The 18,323-nt window shown below is 66.6% G+C and carries 18 protein-coding genes; 8 read left to right on the forward strand and 10 right to left on the reverse strand.

The genetic code is table 11. The features are described from left to right. The first annotated feature begins 19 nt into the window (after positions 1–19). The 5 genes from ACP150_RS06230 to ACP150_RS06250 all read left to right on the forward strand — a co-directional run bounded on the left by ACP150_RS06230 (position 20) and on the right by ACP150_RS06250 (position 4,154). Complete coding sequence (locus tag ACP150_RS06230; RefSeq protein WP_424965699.1) at positions 20–1,009, forward strand: Gfo/Idh/MocA family protein; 990 nt, start codon at positions 20–22, stop codon at positions 1,007–1,009. An 88-nt stretch (positions 1,010–1,097) separates the two neighbouring features. After that, entirely contained in the window at positions 1,098–1,418 is a 321-nt protein-coding gene (locus tag ACP150_RS06235; RefSeq protein WP_424965700.1) for a DUF4389 domain-containing protein, read from the forward strand. Between the two features lie 483 nt (positions 1,419–1,901). Beyond that, positions 1,902–2,144 (forward strand): CDGSH iron-sulfur domain-containing protein, encoded by a 243-nt coding sequence (locus tag ACP150_RS06240; RefSeq protein WP_424965701.1) that lies wholly within the window; start codon positions 1,902–1,904, stop codon positions 2,142–2,144. An 89-nt stretch (positions 2,145–2,233) separates the two neighbouring features. Beyond that, a complete protein-coding gene (locus ACP150_RS06245; RefSeq protein WP_424965702.1) occupies positions 2,234–3,304 on the forward strand; it encodes a Hint domain-containing protein in 1,071 nt (356 codons plus the stop codon). A 316-nt stretch (positions 3,305–3,620) separates the two neighbouring features. Then, positions 3,621–4,154 (forward strand): VPLPA-CTERM sorting domain-containing protein, encoded by a 534-nt coding sequence (locus tag ACP150_RS06250; RefSeq protein WP_424965703.1) that lies wholly within the window; start codon positions 3,621–3,623, stop codon positions 4,152–4,154. A gap of 115 nt (positions 4,155–4,269) precedes the next feature. On the opposite strand, the gene ACP150_RS06255 is transcribed toward ACP150_RS06250, so the two are convergent. The 5 genes from ACP150_RS06255 to ACP150_RS06275 form a co-directional block, all read right to left on the reverse strand. Then, complete coding sequence (locus tag ACP150_RS06255; protein ID WP_424965704.1) at positions 4,270–6,111, reverse strand: M3 family oligoendopeptidase; 1,842 nt, start codon at positions 6,109–6,111, stop codon at positions 4,270–4,272. Between the two features lie 174 nt (positions 6,112–6,285). Continuing rightward, positions 6,286–7,074 carry a hypothetical protein gene (locus ACP150_RS06260; protein ID WP_424965705.1) on the reverse strand — a complete coding sequence of 263 codons (789 nt, stop codon included), beginning with the start codon at positions 7,072–7,074 and terminating at the stop codon, positions 6,286–6,288. 179 nt (positions 7,075–7,253) lie between these two features. Further along, entirely contained in the window at positions 7,254–8,846 is a 1,593-nt protein-coding gene (locus ACP150_RS06265; protein ID WP_424965706.1) for an ATP-dependent DNA ligase, read from the reverse strand. Continuing rightward, the gene (locus tag ACP150_RS06270; protein WP_424965707.1) at positions 8,843–9,754 is read right to left on the reverse strand and encodes an alpha/beta hydrolase fold domain-containing protein; all 912 of its coding nucleotides are present in this window, start codon (positions 9,752–9,754) and stop codon (positions 8,843–8,845) included. Before ACP150_RS06270 ends, ACP150_RS06265 begins: the two co-directional genes overlap by 4 nt. Beyond that, entirely contained in the window at positions 9,751–10,791 is a 1,041-nt protein-coding gene (locus ACP150_RS06275) for a ligase-associated DNA damage response exonuclease (RefSeq protein WP_424965708.1), read from the reverse strand. The genes ACP150_RS06270 and ACP150_RS06275 overlap by 4 nt, the downstream gene beginning before the upstream one ends. A gap of 95 nt (positions 10,792–10,886) precedes the next feature. On the opposite strand from ACP150_RS06275, the gene ACP150_RS06280 reads away from it, so the two are divergent. After that, positions 10,887–11,642 (forward strand): HpcH/HpaI aldolase family protein, encoded by a 756-nt coding sequence (locus ACP150_RS06280; protein WP_424965709.1) that lies wholly within the window; start codon positions 10,887–10,889, stop codon positions 11,640–11,642. Between the two features lie 30 nt (positions 11,643–11,672). Here the strand turns inward: ACP150_RS06280 and ACP150_RS06285 are convergent, their stop codons facing one another. From ACP150_RS06285 to meaB, 4 genes are all read right to left on the reverse strand, one after another. Beyond that, positions 11,673–12,176: a copper chaperone PCu(A)C gene (locus tag ACP150_RS06285; RefSeq protein ID WP_424965710.1), complete on the reverse strand. Its 504-nt coding sequence runs from the start codon at positions 12,174–12,176 to the stop codon at positions 11,673–11,675. Between the two features lie 42 nt (positions 12,177–12,218). Then, positions 12,219–12,575 carry a hypothetical protein gene (locus ACP150_RS06290; protein ID WP_424965711.1) on the reverse strand — a complete coding sequence of 119 codons (357 nt, stop codon included), beginning with the start codon at positions 12,573–12,575 and terminating at the stop codon, positions 12,219–12,221. 217 nt (positions 12,576–12,792) lie between these two features. After that, positions 12,793–13,080: a 50S ribosomal protein L28 gene (gene rpmB / locus ACP150_RS06295; RefSeq protein ID WP_424965712.1), complete on the reverse strand. Its 288-nt coding sequence runs from the start codon at positions 13,078–13,080 to the stop codon at positions 12,793–12,795. 164 nt (positions 13,081–13,244) lie between these two features. Then, complete coding sequence (meaB, locus tag ACP150_RS06300; RefSeq protein WP_424966024.1) at positions 13,245–14,252, reverse strand: methylmalonyl Co-A mutase-associated GTPase MeaB; 1,008 nt, start codon at positions 14,250–14,252, stop codon at positions 13,245–13,247. 170 nt (positions 14,253–14,422) lie between these two features. Between meaB and ACP150_RS06305 the strand changes: the two genes are divergently transcribed. Continuing rightward, the gene (locus tag ACP150_RS06305; RefSeq protein ID WP_424965713.1) at positions 14,423–15,154 is read left to right on the forward strand and encodes a DUF3108 domain-containing protein; all 732 of its coding nucleotides are present in this window, start codon (positions 14,423–14,425) and stop codon (positions 15,152–15,154) included. 90 nt (positions 15,155–15,244) lie between these two features. Beyond that, the gene (hrpB, locus tag ACP150_RS06310) at positions 15,245–17,689 is read left to right on the forward strand and encodes an ATP-dependent helicase HrpB (RefSeq protein WP_424965714.1); all 2,445 of its coding nucleotides are present in this window, start codon (positions 15,245–15,247) and stop codon (positions 17,687–17,689) included. A 98-nt stretch (positions 17,690–17,787) separates the two neighbouring features. Here hrpB and ACP150_RS06315 read toward each other — a convergent pair whose 3' ends face one another. Beyond that, positions 17,788–18,156, reverse strand: coding sequence for a DUF2147 domain-containing protein (locus ACP150_RS06315; RefSeq protein ID WP_424966025.1), 369 nt, complete (start codon positions 18,154–18,156; stop codon positions 17,788–17,790). Between the last annotated feature and the right edge of the window lie 167 nt (positions 18,157–18,323).

An 18,323-nucleotide genomic window follows, 5' to 3' on the forward strand; every position in this document is an offset into this window, starting at 1 on the left:
CGGGGCGGGAGGACGATACATGACGACACCACTCCGCTGGGGCATTCTCGGAGCCGCCAATTTCGCGCGCAACCAGATGGGCCCGGCCATCCACGCGGCCAAGGGGTCCACCCTGGCCGCGCTGGCCACCCGTGACCCGGCCAAGGCCGCGCCCTTTGCCGCCTTCGCGCCGGGCCTGCGCGTGCACAGCGATTACGACGCGCTGCTTGCGGATCCCGAGATCGACGCGGTCTACATTCCCCTGCCGCACCCGATGCATGTGCCCTGGTCCATGAAGGCGCTGGAGGCGGGCAAGCATGTGCTCGCGGAAAAGCCCATGGCGATGACCGCCGCCGAGATCGATCCGCTGATCGCGCTGCGGGACCGGACGGGGCTGCATTGTGCCGAGGCCTACATGATCGTCCACCACCCCCAATGGCAGCGCGCCCGCGCCCTGCTGCGGGACGGGGCGATCGGCCAGCTTGTCCATGTGGAGGGGATCTTCACCTATGACAATCGCGGCGATCCCGGCAACATCCGCAACACCGCCGGGCAGGGGGGCGGCGGCATCCCGGATATCGGCGTTTATACCTACGGCTGCACCCGCTGGATGACCGGGCAGGAGCCCGAAGAGATCACCCATGCGGATATCACCTGGGAAAACGGGGTGGATGTGATCGCCCGGGTCTCGGCGCGGTTTGCGGGCTTTACGGCGCATTGGGTGAACTCCATGCGCATGGCCCCGTTTCAGGACATGGTATTTCACGGCGAGCAGGGCGTGCTGCGCCTGACGGCGCCGTTCAACGCACAGGTCTTTGGCGAGGCGCGGATCGAGCTGCACCGGATGAGCGCGGGCGGTGGCGCGGGCCACTCCGTCACGGTGGAGCGTTTCCCGGCGGCAGCCCAGTATGTCGAACAGGTCGAGGCCTTTGGGCGCACCGTGACCGAGGGTGCAGACTATCCCTGGACGCTGGAGGATGCCCGCGGCACCCAGGCGATGATCGATGCGGTCTATGCCGCGGCGGGCTGAGGCAGGGCCGGTGGCGGGGCCGGTGGCGGGGGGCGTTGACAGTCGCCCCCGGCCTGCGCTCCTCTAGAGCCAAGCAAGAGGGTGGATGATGGCCGAGAACAGCACACCGAGTGACGAAGACAAGATTTCCGGGCGGCTCCACGGGGAGCAGCCAGACCCCGGTGCGCCGGACGGTTTGTTCCTGCGGCTGGTCCATATGGTCCTGATCGCCTTGATGCTGAGCCTGGCCTCGACCGTTCTGACCTTTGTGACGATCCTGCAATTCGTGATCCTGCTGGTGAACAACAAGCAGCCGAATGAGCGGATTGCCGAGTTCGGCACGGATCTTGGGATCTGGATCGCCAAGGCTGCGCGGTATCAGACGGCCGCATCCGAGGTGAAGCCCTGGCCCTGGACCGAGCTCGACTGAGGTCCGCCACTGCTCCGACCTGTGAGCGCCGCGCGCGGGATCCGGGGCAAGGTGCCTCGACAGGATGGGGGGCTCTCTGGCCCCGCACCAGATCGTCTCCTGTCACAGGAATGGTCACCCGGGCCGTCGTCCAATAGCGTCCGGCAAAACGGAAGGAACGGCAGATGAGGTTTATCCCTCGTGTCCCCGCCGTTCTTGTCGCGCTGACACTTGGTGTCGTCGCCAGCCCAAATCAGGTGCAGGTTTTCGGTCAGGGCCTCGCGGCGGCAGAAAGCGGTAATTTTGCAACCGCTCCGCAAAAGGGGCGTCCGTTGGCGAAGCAGCTTGCGCGGGCGTGTGTGGCGAGAGACTACAAGGGCTGTTGAGCGGGCCAGGGTTCTGCTGGTGGACAAGGTCGAGTTTGCGCGGGTCTGGCCGCGATTGTGCGTTGGGCTTGAGGGGCCCGCACGCTAGGTGTGATTCAGCAAGCACAGGAGCTAGCCCATGTCCGACACGCCGATCATCGCTCAGAAAGCGCCGTACCCCGTCGAAGTCACCGCCGGGAAGACCTATTTCTGGTGCACCTGCGGGCGCTCGGACAGTCAGCCTTTTTGCGACGGCTCCCATAAGGAGTCTGGCTTTGCGCCCATGAAATACGAGGCTGAAGCGGACAAGACCCTGTTCTTTTGCGGCTGCAAGGCGACGGCCAACGCGCCGCTCTGTGATGGGGCGCATAACAAGCTCTAGCACCGGCAAACGGATTGGGGGCGCGGCTCCGTTAACGCTTCCGAAAGTCGTTAACTTTCCTTAACGCCGTTTCTGCGCGATATTGCGGCATGGCGGATCCGTTTTTCTCTGAGATCAAATACCTCGGTGGTCGCAACCTTGATTTCATCGAGGTTGCGGTGGATCCCGGTGCGGATGTCTCGGATCTGGTGGTGACGATTTACCAGTCCGACGGGACCATTCGCTCAAGCAACCCGCTGCAGGGCCTCGTGCCGACCCAGAGCGGGGGGCGCGACATCTATGTGATCGACACGACCTCCACTGATACCTTTACGGGGCTTGCGCTGAATAACGGGCTGTCTCTTTCCGACAGCTCGGGTGTCTACGCCTTTTTCTCCTTCGACAATCGTCCGGATCCTGTCACAGCTGTCGACGGGCCTGCGGCGGGGCTGACCTCGACCCAGATCGGTCAGGCGGGGAGCGGTGCCTCGCTGGAAACCAATGACCAGGGCGCCAGCTATCAGGTTCAGACGGATCCGAACCCGGGCACCATCCCTTGTCTGACCCTCGGCACCCGCGTGCGGACACCGCAGGGGCCGGTCGCGGTCGAAGAGTTGAAGCCCGGGCAGCTGGTCTGCACCTATGATGGCGGGGCGGTGCCGCTGGTCTCTGTTCTGCGCCGGACCCTCAGCGCGGCCGAACTGGCGGCCAATCCCCGGCTCTGCCCGGTGAAGATCGACGCCGGAGCCCTGGCGCGGGACCGACCCACGCGCGATCTCTGGGTGTCGCGGCAGCACCGGATGCTCGTCGTCTCGCCAATCGTGAAACGCATGTTCGCAGTGCCCGAAGTGCTGATCGCGGCGATCCGGCTCGTGAGCCTGCCGGGGATTTCCGTCGACCGATCCGCACGCGAGGTGACCTATTTTCACCTGCTCTTTGACCGGCACGAGGTGATTTTTGCCGAAGACAGCCCGACCGAGAGCCTGTTCCTTGGGCCCGAGGCGCTGAAATCCCTGTCCCCCGAGGACCGTGCCGAGATCTCCGCGCTGTTCCCAGAGGCGCTGTCGGGCGGGGTCTGCCCGGGCCGGACGATCCCGCCCGGGGCACAGCAGAAGCGTCTCGTGGCGCGGCACGCAGCGAACCGCAAACCGCTCCTGCAAGGAGAGGACGAGGGCGCTTAGTCGCGCCTCCTCTGGCCTACTAGGGGGCGCCCGTGACCCGGAAAACGCCGCGCCGGCAATTGCAGACAGGCCGCCTGCCTGTCGCGGCCAACTGGCGGAGACGAGCTGCGCGCTTTTTGCCATCCATGCCGACCTGTCCGCCCCAACTGTGTGGGGCTAACCGGTTATATCCGATGCAAAAAAGACCAAACCCGGACTGTGGACCAGTTCAGCCACCCGGTCTTGTCCGCTAGGGTCGGACAGCTTGCGTCTGGCTGGGACCCGAAGGGCCCCGCTGGAGGCGGCTATTTCAACGGGTTGTTTTCGGACTTCGCATATGACTGGACGACTTCTCGCACGTATCAAAACACTGAGCTGTGCCCTCGGCGTCTCTATCCTTCTGGCGGCTCCGGGATGGGCCGCGCCACTGTCTTTCAACTTCTCCTTCTCGGAAATAGGCAACACGGTTACCGGTGTCGTGTCCGGCCTTGAGGATGATATGCAAGGCGCCGCTGCCAGCGTGACGATCACCAGTTCGCCTTTTGGGTCCAAGGGCAACTTTGCGCCCTTCGCATCGTTGAACATGTTCACGGTTTCGGCGGGCATGGTCACAAGCGCATCGTTTCAGGGGTTTGACGACGACGTGAACACCGGTGCGCCCACGGTTTTGCTGTCGTTCGCAGGGCAAAACGGCGCCGTGGTCGCAGTCGGAGGCTCCCCCAGTGACGTGATCGGGTTTGGCACCCTTGTGTTTACACCACATGACGCTGTGGCTCCGATCCCGCTTCCGGCGGGTGGGGTGCTGCTTCTGACGGGGCTGGCTGGGGTGGTCGGGCTCTCGCGCCGCAAATCCCGGGCCCAGCGGGGCTAGCCCCAAGGCGCGACATCAGCGCGGTGTCTCCAGGTTTTCCGCGTTTGATCGAAGGGACCGGACGGTGTCTGCCGGTCCCTTTCTTTATGCACTGCGGATGGGGCGTGGCGGGGGATCAGTCCTCCATCGCCTCCAGCTCGTCGATCATGCCCGAGATCATGCTCAGACCCTTGTCCCAGAAAGCCGGGTCCGACGCGTCGAGACCGAAGGGCGCCAGAAGCTCCTTGTGGTGCTTGGACCCGCCTGCCTTCAGCATCTCGAAATACTTCGACTGGAACTCCGGATCGCCCTCTTCGTAGACCGCGTAGAGCGCGTTCACGAGCCCGTCGCCAAAGGCATAGGCGTAGACATAGAAGGGCGAGTGGACGAAATGGGGGATATAGGCCCAGAAGGTCTCGTACCCGTCCATGAACTCGAAGACCGGGCCGAGGCTCTCGCCTTGCACGCTCATCCAGAGCTCGCCGATCTCCTCCGGCGTCAGCTCGCCGTTCTTGCGCGCATCGTGGAGCTTGCACTCGAAATCGTAGAACGCGATCTGGCGCACGACCGTGTTGATCATGTCCTCGACCTTGCCCGCCAGCAGCGTCTTGCGCGTGGCCTTGTCCGGCGCGGCGTCGAGCAGCTTGCGGAAGGTCAGCATCTCGCCGAAGACCGACGCGGTTTCCGCGAGGGTCAGGGGGGTCGAGCTCAGCAGCTCGCCCTGACCTGCGGCGAGGACCTGATGCACGCCATGGCCCAGCTCATGGGCCAGCGTCATCACATCGCGCGGTTTGCCCAGATAGTTGAGCATCACGTATGGATGCACCTCGGCCACGGTCGGGTGCGCAAAGGCCCCGGGCGCCTTGCCCGGCTTCACGCCCGCATCGATCCATCCCTTGGTAAAGAACGGCTCGGCGATCCGTGCCATTTCCGGGTCGAACGCGCCATAGGCCTCAAGCACGGTCGATTTCGCCTCGTCCCAATCCACAAGCCGCGTGTCCTCTTGCGGCAGGGGGGCGTTGCGATCCCAGACCTGCATCGTCTCAAGCCCCATCCACTTGGCCTTTAGCGCGTAGTAGCGGTGGCTCAGCTTGGGATAGGCGGCGACGACGGCATTGCGCAGGGCCTCGACGACTTCGGGTTCTACATGGTTGCTCAGATGCCGCCCGGCCTGGGGGCTGGGCAATCCGCGCCAGCGGTCGTTGATCTCTTTTTCCTTGGCCAGAGTGTTATGCACCCGGGCGAAAAGCTTGATCTGCCCGGCAAACTGGCTTGCAAGCTCGCGGGCCGCCGCCTCGCGCTTGTCGCGGTCGGGCTCGGAGAGGAAGTTCAGCGTGCCCTCGATGTTATAGGCCTCGCCATCGACCTCGAACATCATGCCCGCAATGGTCTCGTCAAAGAGCCGGTTCCACGCGGCCGCCCCCACGGTCGAGGTGTCGTGGAGGTATTTCTCCAGCTCGTCGCTGAGTTGATAGGGCTTCATGGCGCGCAGCCGGTCGAAGATCGGCTTGTAGCGCGCGAGATCCGGATTCTTGTCGAACAACCCGTCGAGCTGCGCATCGGGGATGCGGTTGATCTCGAGCGTGTAGAACACGAGCGGCGTGGTGAAGGTCGTGATCTTGTCCTGCGCATCGGCCATGAACTTGGCGCGCTCGGCATCGGTGGTGTTCTGGTAATAGCGCAGCCCGGCAAAGGACATGATCCGCCCGGCAATCGTGTCGATCCGCTCGTAGCGCTGCACACAGGTGAGCAGCCCGCTCGCGTCGAGATCGGCAAGCTTGCCCTCGTAATCGGCGGCAAAATCGCGGCAGGCAGCCTCCAGCCAGTCCATGTCGCGCTTCAGCTCCGCCGCATCCTCGCCCGGATAAAGATCGCTCAGATCCCAATCCGGCAAATCCCCAAGGTTCTTGCCCCCGGTCTCAGCAGCGGCATCGCGCAGCGGGGTCGGGGCGGGGAAGGAAAGCGGCAGGCTCTGCATGGGACGTCCTCTTATCTGGTTGGACAAGAGGTAAGGCGGCAGGGGCGGAGGCTCAAGCAGCGAGGCGAAATTTGCGGTGTTTCAAAGCATTTTGGCCAGATGGAGATAGCCCGGGCGACCCTGTCGCGCATCCGGGCCCAGCGTCAGATCGACCAAAGGAGACCGCAGCAGGGTCTATGAGCGCGGAGGGTTCCCGGCATAGAGATTTCGCATTTGCAGCAGGATGCCATTCCTTGGAAACGGCGCGAACTGGCTGGAAAAGCCGTATTTCGCGAAATTCGGCCCAAACCCCGACAGCTTGGGGCCGACCTGCCAGTAGATGCTGGCGCTCGGTATTTGCTGGCTCGGGTCACATTGAAGTTTGTATTTCGCTGCGCAGTCCGGCGGGATGACAGTCTGCTGATCCCGTCGCGAGAGGATCACCTTTCCGTTGCAGCGAGCCTCCAGAAAGCCGTCTCCGGACTTTGACCATTTGATCCTGAGCTGAAACTTGTTCCATTGGGACAGTTTGGAGGGTGGCACGCAGACTTGACGCTCGAATGTCAGCCCGCGGACCGTATCCAGCTGCAAATCATAGATGTGGTTCTTGATGCCTTTCGTCCGGCCCCATTCCGCAACCTCCAACTTGGACCATGCGGGTGTCGGGCCTCCGTCATAGCGGAAATTGGGGGCGATCCGGATCTCCATGGAATACTCGACCAGTTGGCCCGGCTTTACGTTTTTGGGTGCGGCGATCCGCGACCTGATATTGCCATTTAGGCAATCGCTCTCGCCGCGACCATCACCATACTTTCGGGAGCTGCATCCCTGCGGTTTCAGCTCGAACGACCAAATCCCGCCGCTGTAAACCGGCTTGGAGCCATTGAATTTATGCGGTTTGAACCGCTTCGAGTGATCTTGAGCATGCGCTGCGAATGCGGCGCATATGGAAACCATTGCTAGAACAAACCTGAGAAAATGCATGCTGCCCTCGTTGCGCTGGACGCTCTGACACTATCGTCACGGCCGCCATCTGGCAATTTTCCGCTATTTTGTTCAGGGGCCATGGGGGGCGGGGCCTTTCCGCGCGAGCGCAGGGATTTGCCACATCTCGACGAAAGACGCAGTCTGCCCCGCCGCAGCGGTGCCTAAAACGGGGCAGATCAGCCGTATATCGCCAGCATCTCCTTTAGATCCTCCAGCGTGTTTGCCTCCTGCAGGGGCTTGTCCTTGCGCCAGCGGGACATGCGCGGAAACCGCAGGGCGACGCCGGATTTGTGGCGGGGGCTGGCTTGGATACCCTCGAAGGCGATCTCGAAGACATGCTCGGGTGTGACACGCCGCACGGGGCCGAAGCGCTCCAGCGTGTTCTTGCGCACCCAGGCGGTTATCTGGCGGAACTCCGCATCCGTGAGGCCGGAATAGGCCTTGGTAAAGGGCACCAGCTCGTTCCCGTCCCATACCGCGAAGGTGTAGTCGGTAAAGAGGTTCGCGCGCCGCCCATGCCCGGCCTGGGCGTAGATCATCACGGCGTCGATCACCAGCGGATCGACCTTCCATTTCCACCAGTCCCCCTTCTTGCGCCCGGCCAGATAGGGCGAGGCACGGCGTTTCAGCATCACGCCCTCGGCCCCGAGCGCGCGGGATCCGGCGCGGATCTCGGCCAGCGCGTCCCAGCTGTCGAATGTCAGCGCGGGGGAGAGGCGCAGGGGCAGCCCCTCGGGCAGCTCATCGAGCATGGTTTCCAGCCGCGCGCGGCGTTCGGCCAGTGGCGTGTCGCGCAGATCCGTGCCCCCGGCTTCCAGCAGGTCATAGGCCCGCAGGATCACCGGCGCCTCGGTCAGCAGTTTCTTCGGCACCGTCTTGCGCCCGATCCGCTTTTGTAGCGCGTTGAAGGACAGCGGCACCTCATCGCCCCAGGCCAGCAGCTCGCCATCGAGCACGGTGCCCTCGGGCAGGAAGTCGCGCAGGCTGGCCAGTTCGGGGAAGCGGTCGCTCATCAGCTCTTCGCCGCGCGACCAGACGAAATGCTGCCCGCCGCGCAGAATAAGCTGGCCCCGGATGCCATCCCATTTGTGCTCGGCCTGCCAGTCTTCGGGGGTGCCAAGGCTCTCGGGCGCGTCCTCCAACCCGTAAGCCAGGTAGAACGGATAAGGCTTGGACAGGTCGGCTTCGGGATCCCGGGTCAGCACGAGCGCTTCGAAGCTGGTGGTTTCCGGCGTCCAGTCGCCCATCAGGCGATGTGCGAGCTCGGCCTCGGGGATCTCGGTGGCCTGGGACAGGGCCCGCGTCATCAGCTTGGTCGAGACCCCCATGCGGAAGCCCCCGGTGATCAGCTTGTTGAACACGAAGGCCTCGGTGGGCGGCAGGCTGTCCCAGGCCGACAGGATGAAGGCGCGCCGCTCCGGTTCTTCCAGCGCGGCGAGGCCGCGTATCTCGGTGATCCACGCGCTCAGGCTGCGGGTGCTGGTCTGGCCGGGGGGCGGCAGGACAAGGGCGATGGTCTCGGCTAGATCGCCGACGATCGGATAGGCCTCCTCAAAAAGCCAGAGGGGAATGCCTGCGCGTTCCGCCGCCCATTCCCGCAGGCGCGTCGTGGTGACCGTGCGCTTGGGCCGCCGCCCGGACAAGAGCGCGATGGTCCAGAGCTTGTCAGCCTCGGGGGCCGTGCGGAAATAGGCCGCGAGGGCGGCGACCTTTGGCGTGATCTTGGTGGTCTGATCCAGCGCGGTGAAAAGCTCGGCAAACCGGTTCACGAGGGGCCTCCATGGGCGCGCAGAAAGGCCCCGAGGTTGGCCACGGCGCGGTCGGCGCTGCGAGAGCGGCCCGCGTGGATTTGCCAGACATGGGGCATGCCGGGATAGCCCTCGACCGCAACATCGGCCCCGGCGGCACGCAGGGCTTCGGCAGAGGCCAGCGCGTCCCGGGCCAGCGCCTCGCCCTCGGCATACTGGATCAGCGTGGGCGGAGCCGCAGGCAGCGGGGCGGCGAGGGGCGAGGCATAGGGATCCCCCGGGTCATGCCCGCAGAGATAAGCCGCGACCGTATTGCGGCCCCAGCGTTCGGGGATCAGGATCTCGGTCTCGAGCCGGGTCTGAAACCCGCCCGCCTCCAGATCCAGATGGCCGATCGGGGACAACAGCGCCAGCGCGGCGGGTGGGGGCAGACCGGCCCGGGCCGCCCAGTGGAGCAGGCCGAGCGCGAGGCAACCGCCCGCGCTGTCACCGGCCACCATGACCGGACCCTCGGCGCTCAGCGCGCCATAGGCCGCAAGCACATCCTCGGGGGCGGCCGGAAACGGGTGTTGCGGCGCCAGGCGGTAATCCGGCAGCCAGGCGGTGCAGCCCGCTGCCCGGGCGATATGGCTGACCATATGCTGATGACTGCGCGCACTGCCGATGGTGAAGCCGCCCCCATGCAGGTAGAGAAGCCGTCCGCCTGTCGCATCTTCGGGGTGCAGGGTCATCGTGGGCACTCCGCCCAGATCCGTCCGTCCCTGCGCCACGCCCTTGCATCGTTTCTCACCCAGAAACACGGTGGCGTCGAAGATCGCCCGGAGCAGGGTCTGGGACGGGGTGAAGGCGAGGGTCGGGCGCTGGACATAGCGGGCAAAGAGCGGCCAGAGCCGGTCGCCCATCCCCTCGGGCCCCTGTTGCCGGGTCATTGCGCGTCTCCCGTCGGGCCGGGTTCGGGCGCGTCGCTGTCGGTCTCGACGCTTTCGCCCTCGAACTGGGTTTTGACGATCTGTGCATCGTAGCCCTGATCCTCAAGCCATTTGCGAAAGACCGAGGTATAGCCATGGGTGACGAATATGCGTTCGGCCCCGGTTTCGGCGATGGCGCTGTTCAGCCCGGGCCAATCCGCATGGTCCGACATGACAAAACCGCGATCCGCCCCGCGCCGCCGCCGCACGCCGCGCATCCGCATCCAGCCCGAGGCAAAGCCGGTCTCGGTCGCGCCGAACCGCTTCATCCAGGGGGTGCCGAGGGCCGAGGGCGTGGCCATGACCAGCGCGCCGGGATGGGTCTTGGCGGTGATCTCGGCGGTGACTTGCACGGTCGGGGGCAGGATCAGGCCCTGATCGCGCAGAACGCGGTTCGTGGCCTCGACCGCGCCATGGGTCAGGATCGGCCCCTGCTCCGGGTCGAGCTGGGCGAGGATCCGCTGCGCCTTGCCCAGGGCATAGGCGCCGAGCACGGCGGTTTTGCCCGTGGCCGCACAGGCGGCCCACCAGTCGCGGATCGCCGCGACCACATCCGGTTGTGGGTCCCAGCGAAAGACCGGCAGCCCAAAGGTGCATTCGGTGATGAAAGCATGGCAGGGCACGGGCTCGAACGGTTCGGACAGGCCGTCCTCCTCGATCTTGTAATCGCCCGAAACCACCCAGACCTGACCGCGATGGGCCAGCCGGATCTGGGCCGAGCCCGGCACATGGCCCGCAGGATGAAAGCTCACCTCGACCCCGCCGATCTGGCGCGTTTCGCCATAGCGGATCGTGTCGAGCCGGATCTCGCCCAGCCGGTGGCGCATCACCGGGGCGGCAGCCTCGGTGGCGAGGTAGCGTGCATGGCCGGGGCGGGCGTGATCCGCATGGCCATGGGTGATCAGGGCACGGTCCACCGGGCGCCAGGGGTCGATATGGAAATCGCCCACCGGGCAGTAGATCCCGTGCTCGGTAAAGGTCAGAAGGTCTGCGGCCATGCCCGAGACCTAGCGCTCGCGCCGCGCGCCGCCAAGGGTTGCAGCGCCTGCCCGGCTCTGGTCCAGTGCGGCCATTGCGAACCGGGGGAGGGGACATGACGGAGTTCAGAACAAAGATGGAGGCGGGCGCGCTCTTGGCGGGGACCTTCCTCAAGACGCCCGCGATCGAGATGGTCGAGGTGATGGCGCTCTCGGGGCTGGATTTCGTCTGCCTTGATGCAGAACATGCGCCTTTCGACCGGGGACGGATCGATGCCTGCCTCGCCGTGGGGCGCGCGCTGGGCTTTCCCTGCCTCGTGCGGGTGCCGGATGCGACCCCGGCCACGCTGATGCAGGCGCTGGATGCGGGTGCGGCCGGGGTGGTCGTGCCCCATGTGGACAGCGCCGAGAAGGCCGCGGCCATTGCCAAGGCCTGCCGTTATGGCGGCGGGGGGCGGGGCTATGCGGGCTCGACGCGCTCGGCGGGGTACGGCACCCAAACCATGGCGGCGGTGCTGGGCAGCAGCGACGCACCGATCGTCATCGCCCAGATCGAGGATGCCGAAGGGGTCGAGGCCTGCGAGGGGATCGCGGCGACCCCGGGCATTGACGGGGTCTTTCTCGGCCCCGCGGATCTGTCGGTGTCCTATGGCAAGACGGATCAGAGCTCGGACGAGCTGATGGCGGCCATCGCCCGCGTCGGAGAGGCCTGCGCGGCCACGGGCAAGCCCTATATGACCTTCGCCGCCAATGTGGAGAAAGCCGCGGCCTGGCGGCGCTACGGCTTCACGGTGTTCTTCGTGGCCTCCGAGCATGCCTGGATGATGCAAGGGGCCCGGGCCACCGCCGAGGGGATCAGCGCGCTCGACTGACGGCGCGCCAACCCCGGTGGACCGGTTGGGTCAGTGCTTGTGCCCGCTATGGTCGCCATGGCCGTGCTGGTGGTCATGCCCACCATGCTCGGCGGCCCGTTCGAGATCCACGGGGATCTCCAACGTGAGCTCACCGGCTTTTTCGAAGACGAGGGTGACCGGCACCATGTCGCCCTGGGACCAGCTCTCCTTGAGGCCCATGAACATCACGTGGTCACCGCCGCGCTTGAGCATGTAAGTCTCGCCTGCGGGGATCGTGAAGCCATCTTCGACCTCGCGCATGAGCATCACGCCATTGCCGTCATCGATATGGGTGTGCAGCTCGACCCGTGCAGAGGTGGGCGAGCTGGCCGAGACGAGGCGGTCGTCCTCGGCGCCGTGGTTCATGATTTCCATGAAGGCGGCCCCGGATTTGGCAACCGGCGAGGCGGCGCGCGCATAAGGGTCCATCACCATGATGGATGTGTCCATGGCGACCGCGGGCAGTGCAGCGAAGCCGAGGCCCGCCGCGAGGATGAGAGATTTCAAAGACATGTCTGAGGTCCTGAGAAAAGAGATCTGAAAGGTGAAGCGTGTTCAGATCACCACAGGCGGTGCGCGCGGCGCGCCTCCGGGTTCGGGCGGTTGCGCCCAGAGACAGGGGCTCTGACGCGGACGGAAGCTGGTCGCGCCAAAGGCCGGATCGGTCGCAAGTTCCGCGCGCAGCGTCACGGCGGCCAGTCCGATCAGGGCGCAATCAGGGCAGGTATGGCTGGCCTGAACCGGGTTGCCTTCGGCGTCGAGCCGCAGGGTTTCGGTTTCTGACCCGACGCAGATCACCGCGATCATGCCCGGGTCCGCCGCCATCTGGCCCCGGGCCACGGCCATCGCGCCGCTGGTCCCCACAAGGGTCAGCGCGAGGCAGATCGCGAGGAGGCGGCGAAGATGCGTCACACCCAGAGAGGTAGGCGGGGCGGCGCGCTTTGGAAAATGGTCGCTTTGTCGCATCCGGGGTCACGCGCGCACAGTCCGACGAAGGCCGACAGGTCGCCCAAAGCGCGGGCCTGTCACAGCAGGGCCGCATCCGCGCCGCGGCCCTTACGACAGCCGAAAACGCAAAACGCCCCGCGCGGATCAACCGGCGGAGCGTTTTGTCGAAATCTCAGAGGGATCAGGCGGCGGCCTGAGCCTTTGCGATGTCTTTCTTGATCTTGAGCGCCTTCTCGGACAGCTCGGCATCCTTGGCTTTGGCCAGGAAGCTGTCCAGCCCACCACGGTGGTCCACGGTGCGCAGAGCCGCTGCCGAGATGCGCAGCTTGAAGCCGCGGCCCAGAGTCTCGGACATCAGGGTCACATCGTTCAGGTTCGGCAGGAAGCGCCGCTTGGTCTTGTTGTTGGCGTGGCTGACATTGTTGCCAACCATTACGCCTTTTCCTGTCAGTTCGCAGCGGCGCGACATCGGCTCGCTCCTCGTTGTCTAGCGGTTCGGATCGAAAAGGGGCGCGCTCGAAGGGGCCCCGGAAACTTGAAGCTGCCGTCTAAGACGAATGCCTGCGGGCGTCAAGCGATTCATTCACGGCACGAGCACTGCGCTGGCGGGATCCGTGCCCGTGTCCGGGGATATCAGCCCTCGGACGGGCCAGCCCCGAGGCTGTCGAGGATGTCCGCGGCCGCCTGACTGGCCGAGAGCTGTCCACCGGCGACCGCATCCGACAGCCGGTCCATGGCCGCGCGGGTGGCCTGATCCTCGGTCAGGCGCGCCAGCAGCCCGGCGCGCACCTCGGTCTCGAACCAGCCCCGCGCCTGCGCGGCGCGCCGTTGGTCCCAATGGGCGTTCTCCTTGCGCCAGGTGGCCAGAGTCTGCATCTCGTGCCAGGCCTCGGGCAGGCCGGTGCCCGTGACCGCCGACACCATCAGCGCCTTGGGGAAGTCCTCTGGATCCTCGGGCCGTTTGCGCAGGAGCCGGAGCGCCCCGGCGTAATCCGCGCAGGTCCGCGTGGCGGTGGCCTTCAGATCGCCATCGGCCTTGTTGATCAGGATCACATCGGCGGTCTCCATGATCCCGCGCTTGACCCCCTGCAATTCGTCCCCGCCCGCCGGGGCCAAAAGCAGCACGAAGAGGTCCGACATCTCGGCCACCATGGTCTCGGACTGTCCGACGCCGACGGTTTCGATCAAAACCACATCGAACCCCGCCGCCTCGACCAGTGCCACGGCCTCGCGCGTGCGGCGCGACACGCCACCGAGATGCGACAGGGACGGCGAGGGGCGGATGAAGGCCCCCGGCGCGCGGCTCAGCCGCTCCATCCGGGTCTTGTCGCCAAGGATCGAGCCGCCCGTGCGCGCCGAGCTCGGATCAACGGCCAGCACCGCGACCTTGAGCCCGGCCTCGATCAGCATCATGCCAAAGGCTTCGATGAAGGTGGACTTGCCCACCCCCGGCGTGCCCGAAAGTCCGATGCGGAGCGCCTGTCGCCCGCTGCCGGCGAGCCGCTGCAGAAGGGCCGTTGCCGTGGCGCGGTCTGCGGGACGGGTGCTCTCGATCAGGGTGATGGCCCGGGCAAGCGCCCGGCGCTCCCCGGCGGTGATCCGGGTGGCGAGCGTTTCCAGATCCGGCAGGCGGGCATTGATCCGGTCGGCGGGCGCGGGCGTGGTCTGGTCAGTGGGCACGTGGCGGTCTTTCGCTGGGTCGATCTGACATTCCCGTCAGGGCAATTGACGGCTTCGCGGTTTTCTTGCCTTGTCGTCCTATGTCTTGTCCAGACGACAGCGGCGCGCGCCCACGACGACAGGAGGCGAAAGTGACAGTAAAATTGCGAAATGCCCTGCGATCCGCGCTGATCGGGCTGGCTCTGGCGGCGACACCGGCCATGGCGACCGAGCAGGGGGTGTTCGATGTCTCGCTCGGCGGCGTGCGCGCGGCGGTGGTGCAATACGCGGCCAACACCGATGGCAATCGCTATGCGGTGACTGGCAAGGTGCGGACCACGGGCCTGCTCGGCGCGGTGGTGAAAGCCTCCTACGAGGCGACGGCGCGCGGTCAGCAGACCGGCCCGAGCGCCTATCGCCCGAGCTCCTTCGTGGAGATTCGCGATGCCAGTGGCGAACGCTCGGAGGCCGAGATGCTCTACCGGGGCGGGCGGCCGCAGGTGAAGGTCTATGACCCGCCGCGCGAGGCGGACCGTCATGCGGTCGATCCCGCCACCCAGACGGGGACGGTGGATCCGATGACGGTGATCTATGCCGCCCTGCGCGATCAGCCCGAGGCCCGGGTCTGTGATCTGACCTTGCAGGTGTTCGACGGCAAGCGGCGCAGCGAGGTGGTTCTGTCCAACCGTCGCGCCGGGGCGGATGGCGAGATCACCTGCCAGGGGCTCTATCGTCGGATCGCCGGCTGGTCGCCCCGCAAGCTGGCCGAGAAGACGCGCTTCACCTTCGAGATGACCTATGCGCCGCGTGGCGATGGGATCTACGAGGTCGCGCGGGTGACCACGGACACCACCTTTGGACGCGCGGTGCTGAAGCGACGCTGAGCCCGGCGGCGCGCGCCCCTTGACCCGGCCGCAGCCGAATGGTTCGGTCCCGCGCAACCCTGCCCGATGCCAGCAAGGACCGCGCGCCCCATGCCCGCTGCCGACGCCCTTCCCATTGATGAGGCCCTGCCTGATCTGCTCGCTGCCATGGCGCGGGGCGGGGCGGCCGTATTGCAGGCACCACCGGGCGCGGGCAAGACCACGCGGGTCCCGCTCGCCCTGCTGGAGGCCGGGGCCGCGGGCCGGATCGTCATGCTGGAGCCGCGCCGTCTCGCGGCGCGTGCCGCGGCCGAGCGGATGGCCGCAACCCTTGGGGAGCCGGTGGGGCAGACTGTGGGCTACCGCATGCGCGGCGCCTCCAAGACCGGTCCTGACACCCGGATCGAAGTGGTCACCGAAGGCATCCTGACCCGCTGGTTGCAGGCCGATCCGGAGCTGCCCGGGATCGGCACCGTGATCTTCGACGAGTTCCACGAACGCTCGCTGAACGCGGATCTGGGGCTGGCGCTCTGTCTCGAGGTGCGCGCGGCCCTGCGCGAGGATCTGCGCCTGCTGGTCATGTCGGCGACGCTCGATGCCGCGCCCGTGGCGGCGCTGATGGGGGATGTCCCGGTGGTCACGAGTGCGGGGCGCAGCTATCCGGTGGAGGACCGCTACCTGCCGCGCCCGGTCCCCAAGACGACGCGCTTTCCCGCCGCGGTGGCCGGGCTCACCCGCCAGGCCTTGGCCGAGGCCGAGGGCAGCGCGCTTGTCTTTCTGCCGGGCGAGGGGGAGATCCGGCAGGTGGCGCGCCTGCTGGAACAGGATCTGCCCACGCATACGGTGCTGCGCCCGCTTTACGGGGCCATGAAACTCGCCGAGCAGCGCGCGGCAATCGCACCTGCGCCTGCGGGGCAGCGCAAGGTGGTGCTGGCCACCTCGATCGCCGAGACGTCCCTGACGATCGAGGATGTGCGCATCGTGGTGGATGGCGGGCGGGCGCGGCGTGCGCGGTTTGACCCGGCCTCGGGCATGTCCCGGCTGGTGACCGATCCGGTGAGCCGTGCCGAGGCGACGCAGCGCGCGGGCCGGGCCGGGCGGGTCGCCCCGGGCCTCTGTTACAAGCTCTGGACCAAGGGGGCGGAGGGGGCCTTTGCCGCCTTCGCACCACCCGAGATCGCGGTCGCGGACCTGAGCGCGCTGGCGCTGGATCTGGCGATCTGGGGCACGGGGCCTTCGGATCTGGCGCTGTTGACCCCGCCGCCCGACGGGGCCTGGGCCGAGGCGCAGGCGCTCTGCCAGTCGCTCGGCGCGTTGGACGCTGAGATGCGGATCACCGATCACGGACATGCGCTGGCGCGCCTGCCCACACATCCGCGCCTCGCGCATATGCTGCGCCGGGCCGGGGCCCAGGCCGCACCGTTGGCGGCCCTGCTCTCCGAGCGGGACCTCGATCGCAATGCGGGCGTTGATCTCGCGCGACGGCTGGCCATTTTGCGCGGCGATGCGCCCTGTCCGGATCCCGGTGCCCGCGCGCGGGTGCAGGCCGAGGCCAAGCGCCTCGCGCGGGATCTGCCCAAGGCAGAGACGCTGAGCCTTGGCGCACAGGCGGCGCTGGCCTATCCCGACCGGATCGGGCTGCGTCGTCCCGGCGATGATCCGCGCTACCTGTTGTCGGGGGGCAAGGGGGCGGTGATGGATCCGGCGGCTAGCCTTGCGGGCGCGCGGCTGCTCGTGGCCACCGATCTCGACGGCAACCCGCGGGAGGCCCGGATCCGGCAGGCGGCGGAGTTGAGCGAAGCCGAATTGCGCGCGCTCTACGGGGATCAGATCCAGTGGCGCGATCACTGCCACTGGTCGCGCCGCCACCGCCGGGTCGAGGCCCGCCAGCAGGAGATGTTCGGCGCCCTGGTCCTGTCGGACCGGATCTGGCGCGATGTGCCCGAGACCGCGCGTGCCGAGGCCGCTTTGGCGGGGCTGCGGGATCTGGGGCTGGAGGCGCTGGGCGGGAAGGCCGGCTTTGCCCGCCTTCGGGCACGGGTCGCGCTCTGCCGGGCCGGGGGGATTGAGCTGCCGGAAATGTCCGACGATGCCCTGCTCGCGGCGGCAGAGGACTGGTTGCTCCCCTATCTCGGGCAGGTGCGCGGGGCAGAGGACCTGCGCGCGCTCGACCCGCTCGAGCCCCTGAGAACCTGGCTTGGCTGGGACGCGCTCCAGGCGATCGAGGTGCAGGCGCCCGCCGCCATCACGACACCGCTCGGGCGCAAACTCCCGGTGGATTACAGCGGCGACGCGCCCGAAGTGTCCGCCCGGGTGCAGGAGTTTTTCGGCGTCACCCGGCATCCGACCGTGGGGCCGGGGCGGGTGCCCTTGCGGATCACGCTGCTATCGCCGGGTCAAAAGCCCGTGGCGGTTACCTCGGACCTGCCCGGCTTCTGGGCAGGTGGCTACGCGGATTTGCGCAAGGACATGCGGGGCCGGTATCCGAAACATCCATGGCCCGAAGACCCGACCGAGGCCGATCCGACCGTGCGGGCCAAACCGCGCCGCAGGTGAGACGCGCGCCGTGTCGCGCGCCCCTTTGTCTTAAGTCCGGAAATATCCCCGCCGGAGGCAGCGTGCCTGCTGCGCCGACGGTCAGGCTGTTGGCGCGCTCAGCGCACCCGTTGCCATGTATTGCCCCGACAGATCGGCCCGATGCAGCCCGATACCTTCAGCAGATCCCCGTCGAGCGACATTTTCGAGCGATAGGTCTTGTCCGCGCCCGGATCCCAGATCTTGCCCTTGCCATAGGCGCCACCGCCCTGGTTCTGCATGTCCCAGACGATGTTCTTGCCGATATTGTCGGACGCGATGGGTGTCCCGTTCGAGGTAAAGGAGCGCAGGAGCTTGCCGCAGATCTTGCCGCTGCACTCGTAGAATTCCACATGGCCCACATTGCCCTCGTCATTCGGGGCGGTCTGGAACACGCCCTTGACCGCATCGGCGGCCGCCGGGCTTGCCAGGGCCGCGCAGGCGGCCATGATCGCGAAGATCGATTTCACTTGGGTGTCCTCCTCCTTGGATGGGCGGACGCTCGCAAATCCTCTCTGCGCGCGGCAAGTGTGACGTAACGCCAGCCCGCAAAGTGCCGTTGCGTCTTTGCAATCGGACGCGACCCCCGCTAGAGACCCGCTCAGACACAGACAGC

It is taken from the genome of Dinoroseobacter sp. S375 (genome assembly GCF_049800775.1).
Classification (GTDB): Bacteria; Pseudomonadota; Alphaproteobacteria; order Rhodobacterales; family Rhodobacteraceae; genus Dinoroseobacter.

What these genes read in the sequence shown, in the direction of transcription:
- ACP150_RS06250 (WP_424965703.1), top strand. Translation starts at nt 3,621, where the DNA reads ATGACTGGACGACTTCTCGCACGTATCAAAACACTGAGCTGTGCCCTC.
- rpmB (WP_424965712.1), bottom strand. Translation starts at nt 13,080, where the DNA reads ATGTCGCGCCGCTGCGAACTGACAGGAAAAGGCGTAATGGTTGGCAAC.
- ACP150_RS06275 (WP_424965708.1), bottom strand. Translation starts at nt 10,791, where the DNA reads ATGGCCGCAGACCTTCTGACCTTTACCGAGCACGGGATCTACTGCCCG.
- ACP150_RS06270 (WP_424965707.1), bottom strand. Translation starts at nt 9,754, where the DNA reads ATGACCCGGCAACAGGGGCCCGAGGGGATGGGCGACCGGCTCTGGCCG.
- ACP150_RS06235 (WP_424965700.1), top strand. Translation starts at nt 1,098, where the DNA reads ATGGCCGAGAACAGCACACCGAGTGACGAAGACAAGATTTCCGGGCGG.
- ACP150_RS06315 (WP_424966025.1), bottom strand. Translation starts at nt 18,156, where the DNA reads ATGGCCGCCTGCGCGGCCCTGGCAAGCCCGGCGGCCGCCGATGCGGTC.
- ACP150_RS06245 (WP_424965702.1), top strand. Translation starts at nt 2,234, where the DNA reads ATGGCGGATCCGTTTTTCTCTGAGATCAAATACCTCGGTGGTCGCAAC.
- ACP150_RS06285 (WP_424965710.1), bottom strand. Translation starts at nt 12,176, where the DNA reads ATGTCTTTGAAATCTCTCATCCTCGCGGCGGGCCTCGGCTTCGCTGCA.
- ACP150_RS06240 (WP_424965701.1), top strand. Translation starts at nt 1,902, where the DNA reads ATGTCCGACACGCCGATCATCGCTCAGAAAGCGCCGTACCCCGTCGAA.
- ACP150_RS06255 (WP_424965704.1), bottom strand. Translation starts at nt 6,111, where the DNA reads ATGCAGAGCCTGCCGCTTTCCTTCCCCGCCCCGACCCCGCTGCGCGAT.
- hrpB (WP_424965714.1), top strand. Translation starts at nt 15,245, where the DNA reads ATGCCCGCTGCCGACGCCCTTCCCATTGATGAGGCCCTGCCTGATCTG.
- ACP150_RS06260 (WP_424965705.1), bottom strand. Translation starts at nt 7,074, where the DNA reads ATGCATTTTCTCAGGTTTGTTCTAGCAATGGTTTCCATATGCGCCGCA.
- ACP150_RS06280 (WP_424965709.1), top strand. Translation starts at nt 10,887, where the DNA reads ATGACGGAGTTCAGAACAAAGATGGAGGCGGGCGCGCTCTTGGCGGGG.
- ACP150_RS06230 (WP_424965699.1), top strand. Translation starts at nt 20, where the DNA reads ATGACGACACCACTCCGCTGGGGCATTCTCGGAGCCGCCAATTTCGCG.